General features: G+C 40.2%; 14 protein-coding genes. 5 read left to right on the top strand and 9 right to left on the bottom strand.

Annotated elements, in window-relative coordinates:
• Positions 1 to 376: 376 nt before the first annotated feature.
• A complete protein-coding gene (locus LV83_RS13325; protein WP_111612039.1) occupies positions 377 to 2,737 on the top strand; it encodes an ABC transporter permease in 2,361 nt (786 codons plus the stop codon).
• A 220-nt stretch (positions 2,738 to 2,957) separates the two neighbouring features.
• Positions 2,958 to 5,330 carry an ABC transporter permease gene (locus tag LV83_RS13320; protein WP_111612038.1) on the top strand — a complete coding sequence of 791 codons (2,373 nt, stop codon included), beginning with the start codon at positions 2,958 to 2,960 and terminating at the stop codon, positions 5,328 to 5,330.
• 170 nt (positions 5,331 to 5,500) lie between these two features.
• Here LV83_RS13320 and LV83_RS13315 read toward each other — a convergent pair whose 3' ends face one another.
• The gene (locus tag LV83_RS13315; protein WP_111612037.1) at positions 5,501 to 5,866 is read right to left on the bottom strand and encodes a DUF2200 domain-containing protein; all 366 of its coding nucleotides are present in this window, start codon (positions 5,864 to 5,866) and stop codon (positions 5,501 to 5,503) included.
• A 316-nt stretch (positions 5,867 to 6,182) separates the two neighbouring features.
• Between LV83_RS13315 and LV83_RS13310 the strand changes: the two genes are divergently transcribed.
• Positions 6,183 to 6,464 carry a hypothetical protein gene (locus tag LV83_RS13310; protein WP_111612036.1) on the top strand — a complete coding sequence of 94 codons (282 nt, stop codon included), beginning with the start codon at positions 6,183 to 6,185 and terminating at the stop codon, positions 6,462 to 6,464.
• Positions 6,465 to 6,662: 198 nt separating this feature from the next.
• Here LV83_RS13310 and LV83_RS13305 read toward each other — a convergent pair whose 3' ends face one another.
• The 4 genes from LV83_RS13305 to proB all read right to left on the bottom strand — a co-directional run bounded on the left by LV83_RS13305 (position 6,663) and on the right by proB (position 10,663).
• Positions 6,663 to 7,385: a DUF4197 domain-containing protein gene (locus LV83_RS13305; protein WP_111612035.1), complete on the bottom strand. Its 723-nt coding sequence runs from the start codon at positions 7,383 to 7,385 to the stop codon at positions 6,663 to 6,665.
• Positions 7,386 to 7,591: 206 nt separating this feature from the next.
• Positions 7,592 to 8,149 carry a phosphoribosylglycinamide formyltransferase gene (purN, locus tag LV83_RS13300; RefSeq protein ID WP_111612154.1) on the bottom strand — a complete coding sequence of 186 codons (558 nt, stop codon included), beginning with the start codon at positions 8,147 to 8,149 and terminating at the stop codon, positions 7,592 to 7,594.
• 197 nt (positions 8,150 to 8,346) lie between these two features.
• Positions 8,347 to 9,588 (bottom strand): glutamate-5-semialdehyde dehydrogenase, encoded by a 1,242-nt coding sequence (locus LV83_RS13295; protein ID WP_111612034.1) that lies wholly within the window; start codon positions 9,586 to 9,588, stop codon positions 8,347 to 8,349.
• Positions 9,581 to 10,663, bottom strand: coding sequence for a glutamate 5-kinase (proB, locus tag LV83_RS13290; protein ID WP_111612033.1), 1,083 nt, complete (start codon positions 10,661 to 10,663; stop codon positions 9,581 to 9,583). The genes LV83_RS13295 and proB overlap by 8 nt, the downstream gene beginning before the upstream one ends.
• 314 nt (positions 10,664 to 10,977) lie before the next feature.
• Here proB and LV83_RS13285 point away from each other — a divergent pair, with 314 nt between their 5' ends.
• Complete coding sequence (locus LV83_RS13285; protein WP_146613721.1) at positions 10,978 to 11,697, top strand: hypothetical protein; 720 nt, start codon at positions 10,978 to 10,980, stop codon at positions 11,695 to 11,697.
• Positions 11,698 to 11,731: 34 nt separating this feature from the next.
• On the opposite strand, the gene LV83_RS13280 is transcribed toward LV83_RS13285, so the two are convergent.
• On the bottom strand, positions 11,732 to 12,604 hold the full coding sequence (locus tag LV83_RS13280) for a geranylgeranylglycerol-phosphate geranylgeranyltransferase (protein ID WP_111612031.1): 873 nt from the start codon (positions 12,602 to 12,604) through the stop codon (positions 11,732 to 11,734).
• A 467-nt stretch (positions 12,605 to 13,071) separates the two neighbouring features.
• Between LV83_RS13280 and LV83_RS13275 the strand changes: the two genes are divergently transcribed.
• Positions 13,072 to 13,266, top strand: a complete 195-nt coding sequence (locus LV83_RS13275; protein WP_146613720.1) for a hypothetical protein — start codon at positions 13,072 to 13,074, stop codon at positions 13,264 to 13,266.
• 234 nt (positions 13,267 to 13,500) lie between these two features.
• On the opposite strand, the gene LV83_RS13270 is transcribed toward LV83_RS13275, so the two are convergent.
• The 3 genes from LV83_RS13270 to LV83_RS13260 all read right to left on the bottom strand — a co-directional run bounded on the left by LV83_RS13270 (position 13,501) and on the right by LV83_RS13260 (position 16,304).
• Positions 13,501 to 14,220 (bottom strand): energy transducer TonB, encoded by a 720-nt coding sequence (locus LV83_RS13270; protein WP_111612029.1) that lies wholly within the window; start codon positions 14,218 to 14,220, stop codon positions 13,501 to 13,503.
• Between the two features lie 282 nt (positions 14,221 to 14,502).
• Positions 14,503 to 15,456, bottom strand: coding sequence for a carbon-nitrogen hydrolase family protein (locus tag LV83_RS13265; RefSeq protein WP_111612028.1), 954 nt, complete (start codon positions 15,454 to 15,456; stop codon positions 14,503 to 14,505).
• Between the two features lie 65 nt (positions 15,457 to 15,521).
• Entirely contained in the window at positions 15,522 to 16,304 is a 783-nt protein-coding gene (locus tag LV83_RS13260) for a glycerophosphodiester phosphodiesterase (RefSeq protein ID WP_111612027.1), read from the bottom strand.
• Between the last annotated feature and the right edge of the window lie 114 nt (positions 16,305 to 16,418).

The raw sequence follows: 16,418 nt of genomic DNA, 5'->3' as shown, positions 1-16,418 counted from the left end.
GACCTCAGATTTTAGAAATAAAGAGGAGAATCAGGGTAACCTGAGGCTAAGGGTTTTTTACAACCTTAAAACCTCGCCACTTTCCTCATTGGTACATTTGCCCACCAGCGGACAAAACTGTCCGTGCTTTAAAATCATAAAATCAACAAAAAGCCCTTTTTGAGCGATCTAGAGTAATTTTTTAGTGGCACAAAAGTAGATTAAGTAGCTAGTATCAAGACACAAGTATCAAGAGTCAAGACATGAGACATTATATATTAGGACAATAAGAAGGATAAACTAAGACTAGGAATACTTTCCCTCCTTCCAACCTTAAACTTCTAAACCCAAAATCTTCCAATCTTCAATTTTTAAAATTTTCCAATCCTCCTAAAAAATGCTCAAAAACTACTTTAAAATCGCCTGGAGAAATATCCTTAGAAGTAAAGGTTATGCTTTCATCAATATCGGAGGATTGGGTATTGGGATGGCGTCTGCTATTCTGATTTTGCTATGGATCCAAAATGAGGTTAGCATGGATCGGGAGCATCCCAAATCAGACCGAATCTATCGAATGTATAACAGAGATACATTTAGCGGTGAACTATGGGCATGGGGAACGACTCCCAAAATAATGGGTCCAACCTTAGCGAAGGATTATCCTGAAGTAGAGCATGCAGTTCGGATCAATTTTGCCAATTTCCTATTTACTGTTGGAGATAAAAAAATGAACGAATCAGGTTCTTTTATCGATCCTGAGTTTTTGGAGGTTTTTGATTTCCCTATGCTGCAAGGCAATAGTTCTACTGCTTTGGAAGACCCGTATAACATGGTGGTCACGGAAGATTTTGCCAAAAAACTGTTTGGTACTGAGATGGCGGTGGGGCAAACGGTCAAGATCGATAGTACGGATATTTTCACCGTAACAGGAGTGCTGGAGAATTTACCAAACAATACCCGCTTTCAGTCGGACTACTTTCTGTCTTGGGCCTACATGAAAAAACTTGGCTGGGATGATGAATGGTGGGGAAATAATTCCGTCGAAAACTATGTGTTGCTCACAGAAAATGCTTCCCATGAGGCATTCAACGAGAAGGTCATAAATATCACCAAGGAACATACCAACGGGGAGAACACCGCAGATGTGTTTAGCTACCCGCTTTCACAGATACATCTATATGGAAAAAGCGAAAATGGCAAGCTCGTAGGGGGTAGGATTGTAACTGTTCGCATGTTTGGCTTTATCGCATTGTTTATTCTGGTCATTGCCTGTATCAACTTTATGAATTTGAGCACGGCTAGAAGTGAAAAGAGAGCCAAGGAAGTAGGGTTGAGAAAAGTGGTCGGTGCCAGAAAAACTTCTCTTATCGCACAGTTCATCGGAGAAAGCACGCTGATAGCGTTGATTGCAGGTGTTCTGGCAATTCTCTTGGTAGAGCTGGCACTTCCTTCCTTTAATACCCTGATTGGCAAGCAGCTATTTCTTCCATACAGCAATATGATTTTCTGGCTTCAGTTGATCAGCTTTATATTGCTTACTGGGCTTTTGGCTGGCAGTTATCCTGCATTTTTTCTATCGTCTTTTAGTCCAGTGAATGTGCTGAAAGGAACTTTTCGTTCTGCTGCCTCGGCGGTGAATCCAAGAAAAATACTGGTCGTGATCCAGTTTAGCTTTGCTATTATTCTAATCGTCTCTACGATTATCATCCAGCGTCAAATAAGTCATGCTCAAAACCGTGAGTTGGGTTATAACCAGGACAATCTCATCTACATCTCCATGCAAGGTGATATAGAGAAGCATTATGGAGCAATCAAACAAGCCCTTCTTTCTAGTGGCTCCAGTCTTGCAGTCACGAAATCGATGAGTCCGATTACCCAGCGCTACAGCGATGGCTGGGGATACTCGTGGGAAGGAAGCACGCCTGAAGATGAGAAGCTTGATTTCATACGGTTTAGTGCAGATGCTGATTTCATGAAAGTAATGGGGACCAAGTTAGTAGAAGGTAGGGATATAGATATTTATGAATTCGCTAGTGATTCTACTGCAATTTTATTGAATGAAACAGCGGTAAGAAAAATGGGATTGGAAAATCCTGTAGGTCAAATAGTCTCAGATGGAGAAGATAACTATACCGTCGTAGGGATTATTGAGGATTTTATTTTTGAATCCCCTTATGATCCTGTGAATCCTTTGATGGTATTTGGGCCATCTTCCTGGTTCACTTCGCTGCATATCCGTCTCAATCCCGATCAGCCTGTCGCTGATAATCTAGCGAAAGTTCAGGGTGTATTTGAAGAGTTCAATCCAAATTTTCCATTTGAATACCAATTTGCCGATGAGCAATATGCTAGGAAATTTGATGATACCGCTAGAACGGCGAAGCTTTCCTTAGTCTTTACCATTCTGACTATAGTTATTTCCTGTTTGGGTCTATTTGGACTTTCTACTTACATGACGGCCAACCGTCTGAAAGAAATAGGAGTAAGAAAAGTCTTAGGAGCGAGTGTGGGCAGTATATCTCTATTGCTTTCTAAGGATTTCCTAAAGCTTGTCGGGATTGCCTTTCTGCTTTCTGTTCCTATTGCTTGGTATATTATGGATCAATGGCTCCAGGATTATCAATACAGTGTGGGAATTGAATGGTGGGTTTTTGTCGCCACAGGTACGGTCACGATGCTTATCGCATTGTTTACGGTAGGCTTCCAATCGATCAAAGCAGCGCTGACGAATCCGGCAAGGACGCTGAAGAGCGAGTGATTATAGTAGCAATTAGATAGTATCAAGACATAAGGAGCAAGAGTCTAGAACCAAGATTAGAGCCAAGAGTCAAAAGTCTAGAACCAAGAATCAAGACTTCTGCTTCGCTCAGTCTGAAACACTTTACAACTTTCTACTTTGTTCAGGATGACACCTTAAAACTGTCTGAACTCCTAATCTTCCAATATTTTAATTTTCCAATCTTTCAATCTTAAAACAAATGTGGAAAAACTACCTGAAAATCGCCTGGAGAAACTTGCTTAGAAGCAAGGTCTTTTCTTTGATAAATGTAGGAGGATTGGCATTAGGACTGACTTGCTGTATGCTAATTCTACTGTATATCACGGATGAAGCAAGTTTTGATCGATTTCAGGAGCAGGGAGCTGACCTCTACCGAATCAAGGTGACCTTTGCCTCGGACCAGGATACCTCAACCATTGCCAGTACCAATGCTATCCACGGACCAAGTTTCAAGATGGAGATCCCCGAAATCAGAGAAGCCATCCGGACACAGTCTCAGGAGACTGTCTTCAGAAAGGATGGGGAATTGCTTTCCTCTCAGGTGCTTTTTGCTGATCCTGGCTTTTTCAAGGTCTTCAGTTTTCCCTTGTTAATCGGGGATGCAGATAGAGTGCTGTCTGATATCGGATCGATCGTGCTGACGGAAGATATGGCTGAATCTTATTTTGGTACGATGGACGTGATTGGTAAAGTTATAGAGATCAAATTGGGAGATGATTTTGAGCCTTTTACCGTATCCGGAGTAGCCAAATCCATTCCCCAAAACTCCTCCATTCAGTTTGACAGCATTATATCCTTTCAATTCCAGGAATCAAAAGGCTGGACGGATTCCGCTTGGATGGGATTTTATATGAATACGTTTGTTTTACTCGATCACCGGGCGGACTATCATGAACTAGGTGCGAAAATGGATCGGGTTTTCGCTGCCAATACAACGGAAGGGGATGCTCCTGGGGAGGGACAGCAAGTGAGTTTTGGCCTTCAGCCCTTTTTGGATATTCATCTCGATGCCAACTTAGCAGGGCATCGTAACGGACTGACCTATGGCAGTAACCCGATCTATTCTTACATATTGGGAGCAATCGGTCTGTTCATCTTGGCAATTGCCTGTATCAATTTCATCAATCTTGCCGTGGCGAGATCGCTCAAGCGTGCCAAAGAAGTTGGAATCAGGAAAGTCGTGGGCGGCAAGCGTAAGCAATTGATATCCCAATTTTTGACCGAGTCTTTCTTTCTCACATTTATTGCTTTTCTTTTGGCATTTATACTGACGCAGCTAGTCTTACCGACTTTCAATGAACTTTCCAATAAACACCTGGCTTTTTCTTATTTGTTGAATATCAAGTTAATAGGCTTGTTTACTGCTCTTTTTTTGGCTACTGCGCTGATTGCAGGTTTTTATCCAGCGGTAGTTCTATCTGGGTTTAGTCCTTCAAAAAGCCTGTATCAAAGGGGGAAACTGGTACGGCAAAGCTTCATCAGTAAGGGGTTGGTAGTCTTTCAGTTTACTTTGTCGATTTGCCTGGTGGTGGGTACCATCGTGATTTTCTCCCAGTTCAATTACCTCACTACAGTTGACTTAGGCTACAATGACCAAAATCTTGTGCGCCTCAATGGTTTCAGAGGTGTGAAAACTGACCTGAAAGTCATTCAACAGGAATTTGAAGCCTTGCCGGGAATAGAATCCGTAGGCATTTTCAATGGTAATTATAATGGTACAGGAGCTAAAATAGGTGAGGAATCAGTTAATTTTGGGTATATAGGTGTGGACGAAAAGTTTTTGTCCACTATGGAAATACCTGTGGTGGAGGGGAGAAATTTTTCTTCAGATTTCCCTTCAGATCCTACGGAATCTATCATAGTGAATGAGGCTTTCCTACAGGAAATGGGATGGAATGAAGCAGTAGGGAAGGAGGTTAATTTCGAATGGAAGAATAAGAAAATGACCATAGTGGGTGTGATTAAAGACTATCATTACGCCTCGCTAAGGGAGAAAATTGCACCTCTTGTACTTACTCAAGATCCAGACTACAGGCTTCAGTCTTTTTTCCTAAAGTTGAATCCGACTTATACGGGTGAGACCTTAAAAGGTATTGAGGAAGTTTTCAGAAAGCACGTTCCATACATGCCTTTTGATTACAGCTTTGAAGATCTCAATAATTTTAAACGCTACGAAAGTGAGGCAAAATGGAAGGAAATGGTGACTGTAGGAGCAGTGCTTTCCATCTTTGTTTCTTGCATAGGACTATTTGGACTAGCTGCTTTCAATACGGAATCCAGAGTGAAGGAAATAGGAGTCCGTAAGGTGATAGGCGCATCCATATTTGGGATTGTGAAGTTGCTGTCTGTGGATTTTATTAAGATGGTTTTGATTGCCATTCTGATCGCTTTTCCTGTTAGTTATTTCGGGGTACAGATCTGGTTAAGGGAATTCGCTTATCAGATCGAAATTCAATGGTGGTTCTTTGCTCTCACGGCAGTTTTGGGAATAGGGGTCGCGATGCTGACTGTGGGAATCGAAGCCTTTCGAGCAGCAAGAATGAATCCGGTGAAGAGTTTGAAAAGTGAATAGAGTAGCAAGTAGCAAGACATAAGTATCAAGATAGTGGAGCCTAGAATCAAGAACCAAGATGAGGCAGCTATGACTATGAAACCCCTTCAACTTTGCTCAGAGTAACTCTTTAAAACCTAGCTACCTTATAAACTTCGCTCAACCCGTACTTTCATACAAATAGTAAACTCTTAGCCCTGCCTCAGTATCTTTTCCATTTTACGCCCTTTAGCTAACTCATCTACGATTTTATCCAAATAGCGTACTTTCTGGGTGAGTGGGTTTTCTATTTCCTGCACCTTATAGCCACAGATGGAGCCGGTAATTTGGCTAGCGTTGGGGTTTAATTCTGCCTCTGCAAAGAATTGCTCAAAACTTGATTTTGCATCGATCTGCTGCTGTATTCCTTCTTCATCAAAGCCGGTTAGCCAGGTGATCACCTCATGCAATTCTTCTCTCGTCCTTCCTTTGCGCTCTACCTTGGTGAGATAATGTGGGTAGACAGAAGAGAAGGTCATTTTTGCTATTTTATCATCGTGATGACTGGTGCTGCTCATACTACTTTGAGGTTTGGTTTTGATGGTACAATATACTAGCGCTCAAAGCACTTTGTCCAAGTACGGGCAAAATTGTTCGCTGATTTACCTTTAATATGACTGGTTAATGCCAATCAGATCCGTTTTGAGGGTTTTTAGATGGCATGGGATGTGGAGGAATAGAGAAGATGAAAGTAGCTAGTATCCAGAAGCAAGAATCAAAAGTCAAGATTACCATACGAGCTTCAAAACCTTTCAATTTTAGAAATCTCCAACTTTGCAACTTCCACTTTATCACCATTGCATGAATTAATCCTTACCCAAAGCACACAAACCCATGAGTCACATCGCTATTCCAATCCCAAACCTACCTGGAAAACAAAACATTGACATCCAGGTGATCATCAATAATGAGGTGAAGTCACTTCACTATAAAGTAGAGTTGTTCTACTGGGATGATTGCAAGAATCCCACTTCGCATCGAGCAGATTGCATCTCCGAAATGCTAGCGAAGCATGATCCTAACTGGACGGTTTACTTTATCGGAGCACCTACGGATAAGTTTGTTCCAATCACTTTTGTGGACCGGGAAAGTAAAAAGTGGATGCAAGTCAGATGAGGCTTCGACTTCGCTCAGCAAAAGTTTACTATTAATGATTTCCTTTTTGCAAACATTGCAGGAATGCGGCAATTTCTTTTTGATATTCCGAAAAGAGATTACTTTAAAGTGATACGAAAACAACTGAAGCAAAGCTGGTTAAGGTGAACCAGACTTCGCAATTACATTCTAAGTTTGCCTCTCCAGGTTTGTATGTTATTACTTTCCAGCTTGCTTAGCAAAACCAAAGACTTTTTCGAGCAATGGAGAGGATCTGGCCGAAATGTTTTCCCGGATTTTCAACTCCTCCTTAGCTATTTCTACAAATAAGCCGTCGATCGCTTTTTTGGTCACATAGGCGGTGAGATCGGTATCTACTTTTTTCACAAAAGGGACTTTGTTGTACCTGGTCATTACATCTTGCCAGTATTTCGTCGCGTCAGTTTTTTTCAGACTGCTGTCTATGATAGGGGAGAATTTCTCTGTGAGCGCAGGGGAAGTAGTGGTGTTGAAATAACTAGTAGCCGCATTTTCTTCGCCTAAAAGAATGGTTTTCACATCTGCAATGCTCATTTGCTTGATCGCATCAGTAAAGATGGGTTTTGCTTCTAAAGCAGCATCTTCCGCAGCACGGTTCACACTGGTGATCACCTGATCTACCATGCTGTCCAGTCCAAGAGAGCGGAGGGTTTTTTCAATGTTTTTAGCTTCTTCCGGGAAAAGGATTTTCACGTCTAGATTTCCTAGGTATCCATCTTTGGCACCCAAGCGCTCGGCACTTATTCCGGTAGCTTTTTCCAATGCTTCCTTTATGCCGGAATTAATTTCCGTGTTACTTGGAATCGTGATTCCCTGTGCCTTTGAATCGTTTATGGAAGAAAAGCTAAGTATCGACACTAGGATAAATCCGATAATTTGGCCTAGAGAAAAGTGATATTTCATGAGGAGTATTTAGGAGTGATATTTTACAAATGTGAGAAAGTAAACTGAAGCCTCACATTTGCTTTGAATAAGTAACGAAGCTATCTGCAAGGGGGATTACATGTCCAAACGAATAGTTTTCGGTACAGTTCTGCTAGGTTAGATTTTTAAACAAATTGGCTTGCTTACTTTTAAAAAAAAGGAGAATGGATATTGATATAATCAAGTTACAAAAGTCCTTCAATCACTTCCGGAAAATGCTTGTGCTCTAGTGCATGGACTTTTTCGGCGATAGAATCAGGGGTGTCTTCTGAAGTCAGTGGGGTAGAGGCTTGAAATACAATCCTCCCTTCATCATAATTTTCATTGACCAAGTGAATGGTGATGCCCGTTTCGGTTTCACCGGCAGCTTTTACAGCTTCATGCACGAAGCTTCCATACATCCCTTTTCCTCCATATTTTGGCAAAAGCGCAGGGTGAATATTTACCATCCGGTCTGGAAAAGCTTTGGTGAGTTCTATTGGGATTTTCAGTAAAAAGCCAGCCAGAATCACCCAATCAATGTTTTCTTCTTTTAGTTTCTCCAGCAAAAGGCCTGCATCCATTTCCTTTCGCGAAAAAGTAAACGTGGGAACATCAAACTTCTTGGCTCGCTCCAGTACAAATGCATCAGCCTTGTTGGAGGCAACTAATGCGATTTCTGCTATTTCGGAATTCTGAAAATGCTCCATGATCTTTTCGGCATTGCTGCCAGATCCAGAAGCTAAGATTGCGAGGCGTTTCAATGTATTGTTGTTTTGATGGGTTACTGCGAAATTAAGGTAAATCTCCCGCAATGGCGCGAAGAGGCAACCTGTTTTTAAAGATGGAGTTTAGTGTTCAAAGTCTATCCTGAGGGCAAACGGAGAAGCAAAATTTGGGTTGGCACGTCAACTTTACTCAGAGTGACTAACTCTGCAAGCTGATCACTGAAAACTGAAAACTATTGTCTAACCTGTCCATTTCCTCTCACGATCCACTTATAGCTGCAAAGTTCTTTCAGTGCCATTGGTCCTCGTGCATGGAGTTTTTGGGTGCTTATTCCTATTTCAGCTCCCAAACCGAATTGAGCACCGTCGGTGAAAGCTGTGGAGGCATTTGCGTAAACTGCTGCTGCATCAACTTCGAGCAAAAAGCGATCAATAGTTTCTTGATTTTCTGCGACAATCGCTTCAGAATGTTTAGAAGAATAAGCTGCGATATGATCTAGTGCTTCATCAAGATTAGCTACAGTCTTGATGGACATTTTCAGTCCGAGAAATTCTGTTCCAAAGTGTGATTCATCAGCTCTTGATATTAACTCATTTGCATTCAACGCAGCAAATGCTTTTTCATCTGCAAAAACCTGAACCTTACTTTTCAGCATAGGCTGAATCAAGTCATTTAAAACTGGTAAGTGGGCTTCATGAATTATGAGACAGTCGAGCGAGTTGCAGACGCTGGGTCTACGGGTTTTAGCATTGAAGGCAATTTCCTTGGCTTTCGCCAAATCTGCGGATTCATCGACATAAGTATGCACAATACCAGCTCCAGTTTCTATCACAGGGACCTTTGCATTTTCTCTAACAAAATTAATCAATCCTTGCGAGCCACGTGGGATAATCACATCCACAAAACCTACAGCTTCTAAAAGTGCTTTTGTCGCAGCTCGATCTGCAGGTAAAAGTTGGAAAGCAGAAGTTGGAAGCTCATTGACTTCCAAAACCTGATGAATCAAACTCATGATCGCACGATTAGAAAAGTCGGCATCAGAGCCGCCTTTCAGTACGAGACCATTTCCAGATTTTAAGGCAAGCGTAAACACATCAAAAGTGACATTTGGCCTAGCTTCATAGATTATCCCAATCACACCAAGCGGCACGGTGGTTTTCTCTAAGGAAAGTCCGTTTTCAAGGGTTTTACTTTCCAAGACATGATGAAGAGGACTTGGCAAGGCACTCACCTGAATAATTTCTCCGGCGATATTCTGAATGCGCTCTTCAGTCAGCAACAACCTATCGTACATAGGGTTTGTTGGCTCCATGCGGTCCAGGTCTTTTTGGTTTTCTTCCAATAAGAAATCTGTGTTTTCAACAGCCAGAATTGCTAGGTTATGCAGGACCTGATTTACTTTTTCATTGCTAAGTCCAGTCAGTTTTCTAGACCCTTGTTTTACTCCTTCAAATATATCTTGGTACTCAGTCATGATCGAAAATATAGAGGTAATCGTAATGGATTAAAGCTTTTTGGTTCTTTTGGCCTACACGTTCATTGGCTACTTTAGAGGAATACTCTGCTCGACCCAAGCCGATTTTATGGCCAGTTTCGTCTCTTATCAGAAGTATGTCTCCTTTGGAAAACTCTCCTTCGAGTTTAATAATTCCAATTGGCAAAAGACTACGGATCACCTCAGCTGTCAGTGAGCTTTTTGCACCTTCATTAATGGTGATTTCTCCTACGTAGTAATGTTCCCCGTGAGCCAGCCATTTCTTCGCACCGTGCTTAGCTTTCTGTGGTTCAAACCAAGTGCATCTCAATGTCTTATCTGCAAATTCCCCCAAGACGTTTTCCCGCTTTCCATTGGCAATGACCACCTGTATGCCTAAATCAGCAGATTTCTTTGCCATGGCATATTTAGTCAGCATCCCACCACGACCGAAAGAGGACTTGGAAGCAGAGATGTATTTGGAAACTTCTGGCATTTTGGATGCTACTTTCTCGATGAGTTCGGAATCCGGGTCAGACGGATTTCCAGTGAAAATCCCATCTACATTTGTAAGCAGCATCATGGTGTCCGCATTGATCATCGCAGCGGTCAAGCTTGCCAGTTCATCGTTATCGGTGAACATCAGTTCTGTAATTGTAACTGTGTCGTTCTCATTGATGATTGGTAAGATGCCCTGCGAAAGCAACGCCTGAACGCAGTTTTTCATATTCAAGAAATGCTTTCTGTCTCGAAAATCTTCTTTTGTTACCAAGATTTGGGCAACAGGCTGCTTATGTTTTTCGAAGAAATTCTGGTATTGATTGATCAGGCGGATTTGACCCGTGGAGGCCCAGATTTGTTTTTTGAAAACCGGGTTGAGTTTCTCCGGTAAGGGAATTGTCTGTCTCCCAAAAGCCACTGCACCTGAGCTGACGAGGACAACTTTCTTTCCTAGAGCAGTCAACTCTTGGATCTGCGCAACCAACTCTTCCATACGCTCCAAATCAGGAAGTCCATTTTCCTGAGTGAGCACATTTGACCCGATCTTGATTACAAGTAATTTGCTATCTAGCATGATTGAAAAATTTGGGTGAAAATAAGGAAGATTTACGACTTATGATTTTGGAATTACGATTTACGGCCCTGTTCACTCATCTGAAAAGGGATTGAGAGGAGATGAACTAAGGTTGTATTTTGTTTTCATCATATAACACTAAAATTCGGATGGAAAACCCAGAAATAGGATATTTCAAAATCTGAAATAATAGAATATATCTTTTTTTAAATTTAATTCTTACGTTTATAATACCGTCTTGCCATATTGACTTTTAATTAGCGCATGACATAATGTGCGAAAATGAAAATCTGTTTTATTGTCTTTTTATTTTTATGAACTACAGACCTCAATTAATATTTATCTGTTTATTATTCAGTCCAATAGTGACTTGGAGCCAAGAGTTTAAGGTGGGAATGGGTATAGTCTCAGGTGAAGAAAAGTTTAATAATTCCTTGATTGAGATAGATACTTTGTCGGTGTATGAAGGAAATCTGAGGGCAGAAGAACCTAGATTGATGCTGTATGTTCAATATGCACATTCTTGTGGAAGCAGATTTAAAGGAACTATTGGCGCACAATATTATAAATCTTATGCTTCTATATTTGTGACCACTCCAATTGAAGGAGTGCCTATTGACTCTAAAAAGGTGACTTCCTTAAGGAGTAATAACTTTGAATTTCCAATTGGTGGATCGTTGAATTTATTTGACATTAATCTTTTGAAATTTAATTTGATCGCGGGAATAGTACCGGTTTTTAGTTTTTCCTCCAGCCCTCATTTCGACGAAATCCCTGATGGCATTGATTGGACCCAGGAAATTGTGGATGCTTTGAACGCAGTGGAAACGATCCCTAAGAAATACCATACTAATTATCTATATGGATTCTCATTAGAGTATTGGAGAATGGGTCTTGCTTTTACCAGAAATCATAATTTTTCATCAATAAGCAATGATTATATCCTGTATGGAGAGTCTTACAGTTTCGAAAGAAAGACTATTTCAAATCGTGTTACTCTTTATTATACACTCGTAAGGAATAATCAACGATGAAACCTGAATGCTGAATTTCGAATATTGAAGTGTGTTACAAAAAGCTCATGCTCAGCGTTCCTATCAGCATCAAAATCTTAGCCATGGTGCTCAGTTGGGTGAAATGGTCTTTGCGATCAGCCACATAGATTCTGTACATGAAATACATGAAAAAGAATCCTAAACCGCCGAAATAGGCGAAGATTATCTGGCGGTCTAGTTTGAACATCACTATCAATATAGCGCAGATAAAAATTGCCGCAATCAGGAATATAATAGCTTTGGTTTTGCGGAAGCCTAGGACGATTGGTAGCGTGCGGCAACCGTGTTTCCTATCTCCTGGCCGGTCTTCTATATCTTTTATGATTTCCCGGATAAGGTTTAGAAAGAATGCGAAAATGGCAAAAGTCAATACCAGTAATTCTGCTTTCTGATAATGAATTGCCAAAATATAAATGGAAAGTGCGGTTAGAAATGCAACGCTTACATTTCCTATTAAGGGCTCTCTTTTCAGTTGATTGCTGTAAAACCACAGGAGAAAAGCTGCGACAAAATTGATCAAGGCAATCTTAGGACTGACAAGATAGCCAAGTCCGATTGCGCTGAAGTTTAAGATGGTATGTAGCATGATGACCACCCGGCGCTTGATTCCCTTGCCAACCACCACATTGCCGGGTCGATTGACATAGTCGATCTTGACATCGTAATAATCGTTGATCATGTAGCCAGCCGCAGTGATCAATAGGGTGGAAATTATGATCAAATACAGTTTGTAATCCTGAAGTACGGGAATTCCAGAATCAGTGGTTTTAACTAAAAAATAGGCGGTCATAAACTGTGCGAATCCCACCATCAGCAGATTGATAGGTCTGCTGATCCTAAAAAGTCCCCGGATGGAAATGGTTCTGTCCACAGTCATGCTGTTCATACGTCAAAAATAGATTCAATTCCCGTCACATCTAGGGAAAAGCTTACCTATCTGGAAATTAAGTGGCTTGTTAACATCTTTTTGAGAGCGACCAGATTCAATTGTCTCTAAGAGTACTTGCCCAAAGTATACTCCTGACAGGACTCGTAGGAAGTTCTTTTACAGGTTGAGCATCTGGGATTTATTTCCCCAAATAGCTTATTAATTATGACTTATGCTAGACACCTGTAAGGAGATAGTCCTTCTGATGGTAAGAACAAAGGGGCAAAGTGGGAGCTAAGTATGTATGTTTGTATTGAAAAAAACGCGCAATGAGGCAAATGAAGACGCCGTTCGTTGGGAATAAAATCTCATTGATACTTCTTGCAAAATAATCCTAGTGCAACTTTAAGGCTTTAGCATTTGTTTTGTGACTGTTTTACAGTACTTTATTGCATAACACTATGAATAACGAAAAACAAAGACTTATGTATGGCCTAAAAAAGATTACCAACTATTCGGAGGGTTTGACCTCTTTAGTTGCTGGTACTTATGTGTTGTCACTCGCAGTAACCAAAGGAAATATGGCTCTTCGAATAGCGTTAGGAATTGCTGGAGGTTATCTAATTTTAAGGAGTGGTACTAAATTACACTCAGCCAGTTTTGATGACGAAATTTTGTGATTTGTATAGAGTTTTTTTAACAGGTTAATTGATCTTGATTAACCGCGGTAAGAAGGCAGCTTGATTTATCTAGTCCATTTCAGTTCTAATTATTCTGACAGTCTGTGGCTGTTCTCATTAATTAGCTTTTTTCAGTTACACAAAAAAACCGGATGAATAATCCATCCGGTTCTTAAATCATCAGTTAGAAACATTATTAAGTGATCTTATAACTGATTTTAATTAATTGTACTCTTATCTAATCAAAGCAGGAAGAGTAGGGTTTTTCTTAAAGTCAAACGTAACTGGAACAATTTCCAGAGATGAAACTTCAACACCTTCAACTTTAGCAGGTGTCCAATTGCCGGATGTAGCTTTAACAGCAGAAACGGCTTGTTCTTGAAGATCATCTAAATACATATCAACTGAAGTGTCTACATTACTCGACGTACTCGCAAAATTGATTTCTCCATCATCTTCGACTACAAATTTAACGTATATAGTTCCTTCCAAACCCCAATCTTTTGCTTCTGAAGGGTACTTCAAATTACTCAATAAATCTTCGGTTAAATCACCATTGTATTTAGCAGGTTGATCAACTGAGTAGAAAACACCTACTCTGTTTGGTTGATTTTTCAGCATGTTTTTATTGCTCTTCAAATCAAACAATACAACTTCAAGTCTTTTTTTATCATTGAAATTGTCAATGCCTGTTACCGTGACATCTTTTACTTCACCATCTTCAATAGTGTAGTTATAAGAAAATGCTGGGTAATCCTTGGTGATTTCATGGATTTGCTTCATGTACTCCATGTCTTGATCTTGTAATATTTCTATCTCGCTGCTAGTTAATAAGTAGTCCTGAGCTTGCGCTGAAAACATTACAAGAGCGAAAAGCATTGATAATGTTAATGTTATTGGTTTAATTATCTGTTTTTTTCTAGTTAAAATACTCATAAAATTCTGTGTACTCATAATATTATCCCTTCTTAATTTAGTTCTAGTTAATTATTATTTTATTTCAAGTGGCGGATAAATAATATCGCCATTCTACTTTAAATACAAATGTTAAAACAATATAGTTCCTTTAATCTCAATTTTTTTCTATATTCATATATAAAAGAGGTGAAAGTAAAATAATGTGGTATTAGTTTTTTAAGCATATATATTTTGTCTAAATAAAAAGTATGGCTTACTATTAAAATAATAAAACCTATTATAGAAAAATAGTATTTAAAAAAATCTGCAGTAAGTAGTTTAATTATATTTAACACTACTCTGCCTCTCCCGATTCACATTCAGCTGCAGCACATCTGGTCGAGAATAATGTCCAACTGCATCGAAGTTTTGGCGCTCCTCCAGAACCCGATTAAAATCCAGTGTCTCAATTAATAAACCTTCCGTATTTACCACCGGTTCTAAGATCCATTTGCCATCCGGCCCAGCAATGCAAGAACCTCCATCTGCCAAGACTTCTGGTGCATTTTCACGGATTAAATCTAGATGAGGCGTGTCATCTGGAAAGTCTTCTTTATTCATCAAACTGGATACGGAAATAACAAAAGACCTACTTTCCTGGGCAATCATCCTGGTGATGTTTTCTGTATTTCTGACAGATCCTGGCCAAACTGCTATATGCAGATTTTCTCCCATACCATACAAAGCAGTTCTCGCCAAAGGCATCCAGTTTTCCCAACAGTTCAATCCACCAAGGGTAAACTCTTTTAACGGATGAACCTGCAATCCATGACCATCACCTGGAGCCCAAGTGAGTCTTTCTTCGTAAGTAGGCTGCAGTTTGCGATGTACTGATTTAATTCCTCCCTCCGCATCGATATATACTAAGGAGCAATAAATACTATGGCCTCCTCGGTCGATTGGCCGCTCGATGATGCCGAGATAAATGGCGATTTTCAAACTTTTAGCCAACTCTTGAATCTCCAAAAGGTCTCCTTTTTCAATCTGCACGGCATTCCTTAAGTAATGGGCATGAATTTCCTTTTGAATTTTATTGTCCCAAGCAGCACCATTAGTAAGGGAAAGCCAAAAAGGATATCCTGGTACAAGACCTTCTCCGAAGACAACCAATTCACAACCTTGTGCAGCTGCCTTTATTATCGAAGTTTTTACTTTTTCCAGAGTTGCAGATTTGTTTAGCCATATCGGGGAAATCTGCGCTAGAGCGACTTTGAGGTGATTGGACTGATTCATAGAGTTCAAGTTTGACAGAAAAGTACTGGAATGTGATCTCTGATCAAAATTGACTTTAGGTAATTCTACTCTCTATCCTTGATGATTCTGAAAAGTAACTCAGGTTCATCCGTAGTAATGAAATCCGGGTTTTGATCTAGAAACCAAATCAAATCTTCCGCTGAATTCACAGTCCAAGCATTAACGGTTAGTCCTAGATCTTGCGCCTCTTTGATCCATTGGGGATTCTTCTTCAGCAGATTGATATTATAGTCCAACCCAAAAAAGCCTGCTTCTTTCAATTCTGCTGGAGTTTTGTCACCATTCAAGTACGCGACATTTGCATTTGGGTCCATTTCAATTACTTTCAATCCGCCTTCATAGCTGAATGTGATGTAGTCAACCCATTTTTCAGCTTTCATTTTCTTCACGGCTAGAACAGATTTTTCTGCTATTTTTTTACTTCGCTCTACTGAGATTTTGGAAGGTTTGATTTCGAAAATCAACTTGGTGCCTTTCTGTTTTTTGCCAGCTTTTAGGTATTCTTCTACGGTAGAAAGCTTCTCGCCATTCGAGTGTCTTTTGGTCAAAAGCTCTTCATAAGTGGAAGTTTCGATTTCCATTCCTTCGAAATCCGAATCGTGATTCACGACCAAAATTCCGTCCGCAGTCATCCACACATCAAACTCAGAACCTTCGCAACCCAATTTCACAGCTTCTTTAAGTGATGCAATTGAGTTTTGCGGATGGGCTTGTGCTTTCCAGGCACCTCGGTGAGCGATAACCATATTCTTATGGAAGGATTTCTGGGCGAATGAAATGGAGCTCAGCATCAAAAAAGTAAGTAGTGTGAATAGAATGGATTTCATCTTGTTTTAATTTCAGGATTTAAACTTGCTGCTTAAAAGTAAAGAATCAAGGAATATGAATAGTCCCTTTAGTAAGAATTCACAGAAAGTTAATGATTCGTTTTTGATCCGCTT

The organism is Algoriphagus yeomjeoni (assembly GCF_003259505.1).
GTDB classification, from domain to species: domain Bacteria; phylum Bacteroidota; class Bacteroidia; order Cytophagales; family Cyclobacteriaceae; genus Algoriphagus; species Algoriphagus yeomjeoni.
Note: the sequence above shows the minus strand (reverse complement) of the source record. Positions and strands in the feature narration are given on the sequence as shown.

Excerpts from the sequence above, each read along its gene's own strand:
- LV83_RS13320 (WP_111612038.1), top strand. The coding sequence starts at position 2,958 with ATGTGGAAAAACTACCTGAAAATCGCCTGGAGAAACTTGCTTAGAAGC.
- LV83_RS13260 (WP_111612027.1), bottom strand. The coding sequence starts at position 16,304 with ATGAAATCCATTCTATTCACACTACTTACTTTTTTGATGCTGAGCTCC.
- LV83_RS13315 (WP_111612037.1), bottom strand. The coding sequence starts at position 5,866 with ATGAGCAGCACCAGTCATCACGATGATAAAATAGCAAAAATGACCTTC.
- LV83_RS13310 (WP_111612036.1), top strand. The coding sequence starts at position 6,183 with ATGAGTCACATCGCTATTCCAATCCCAAACCTACCTGGAAAACAAAAC.
- LV83_RS13265 (WP_111612028.1), bottom strand. The coding sequence starts at position 15,456 with ATGAATCAGTCCAATCACCTCAAAGTCGCTCTAGCGCAGATTTCCCCG.
- LV83_RS13295 (WP_111612034.1), bottom strand. The coding sequence starts at position 9,588 with ATGACTGAGTACCAAGATATATTTGAAGGAGTAAAACAAGGGTCTAGA.
- LV83_RS13325 (WP_111612039.1), top strand. The coding sequence starts at position 377 with ATGCTCAAAAACTACTTTAAAATCGCCTGGAGAAATATCCTTAGAAGT.
- LV83_RS13275 (WP_146613720.1), top strand. The coding sequence starts at position 13,072 with ATGTATGGCCTAAAAAAGATTACCAACTATTCGGAGGGTTTGACCTCT.
- proB (WP_111612033.1), bottom strand. The coding sequence starts at position 10,663 with ATGCTAGATAGCAAATTACTTGTAATCAAGATCGGGTCAAATGTGCTC.
- LV83_RS13285 (WP_146613721.1), top strand. The coding sequence starts at position 10,978 with ATGAACTACAGACCTCAATTAATATTTATCTGTTTATTATTCAGTCCA.
- LV83_RS13305 (WP_111612035.1), bottom strand. The coding sequence starts at position 7,385 with ATGAAATATCACTTTTCTCTAGGCCAAATTATCGGATTTATCCTAGTG.
- LV83_RS13270 (WP_111612029.1), bottom strand. The coding sequence starts at position 14,220 with ATGAGTACACAGAATTTTATGAGTATTTTAACTAGAAAAAAACAGATA.
- LV83_RS13280 (WP_111612031.1), bottom strand. The coding sequence starts at position 12,604 with ATGAACAGCATGACTGTGGACAGAACCATTTCCATCCGGGGACTTTTT.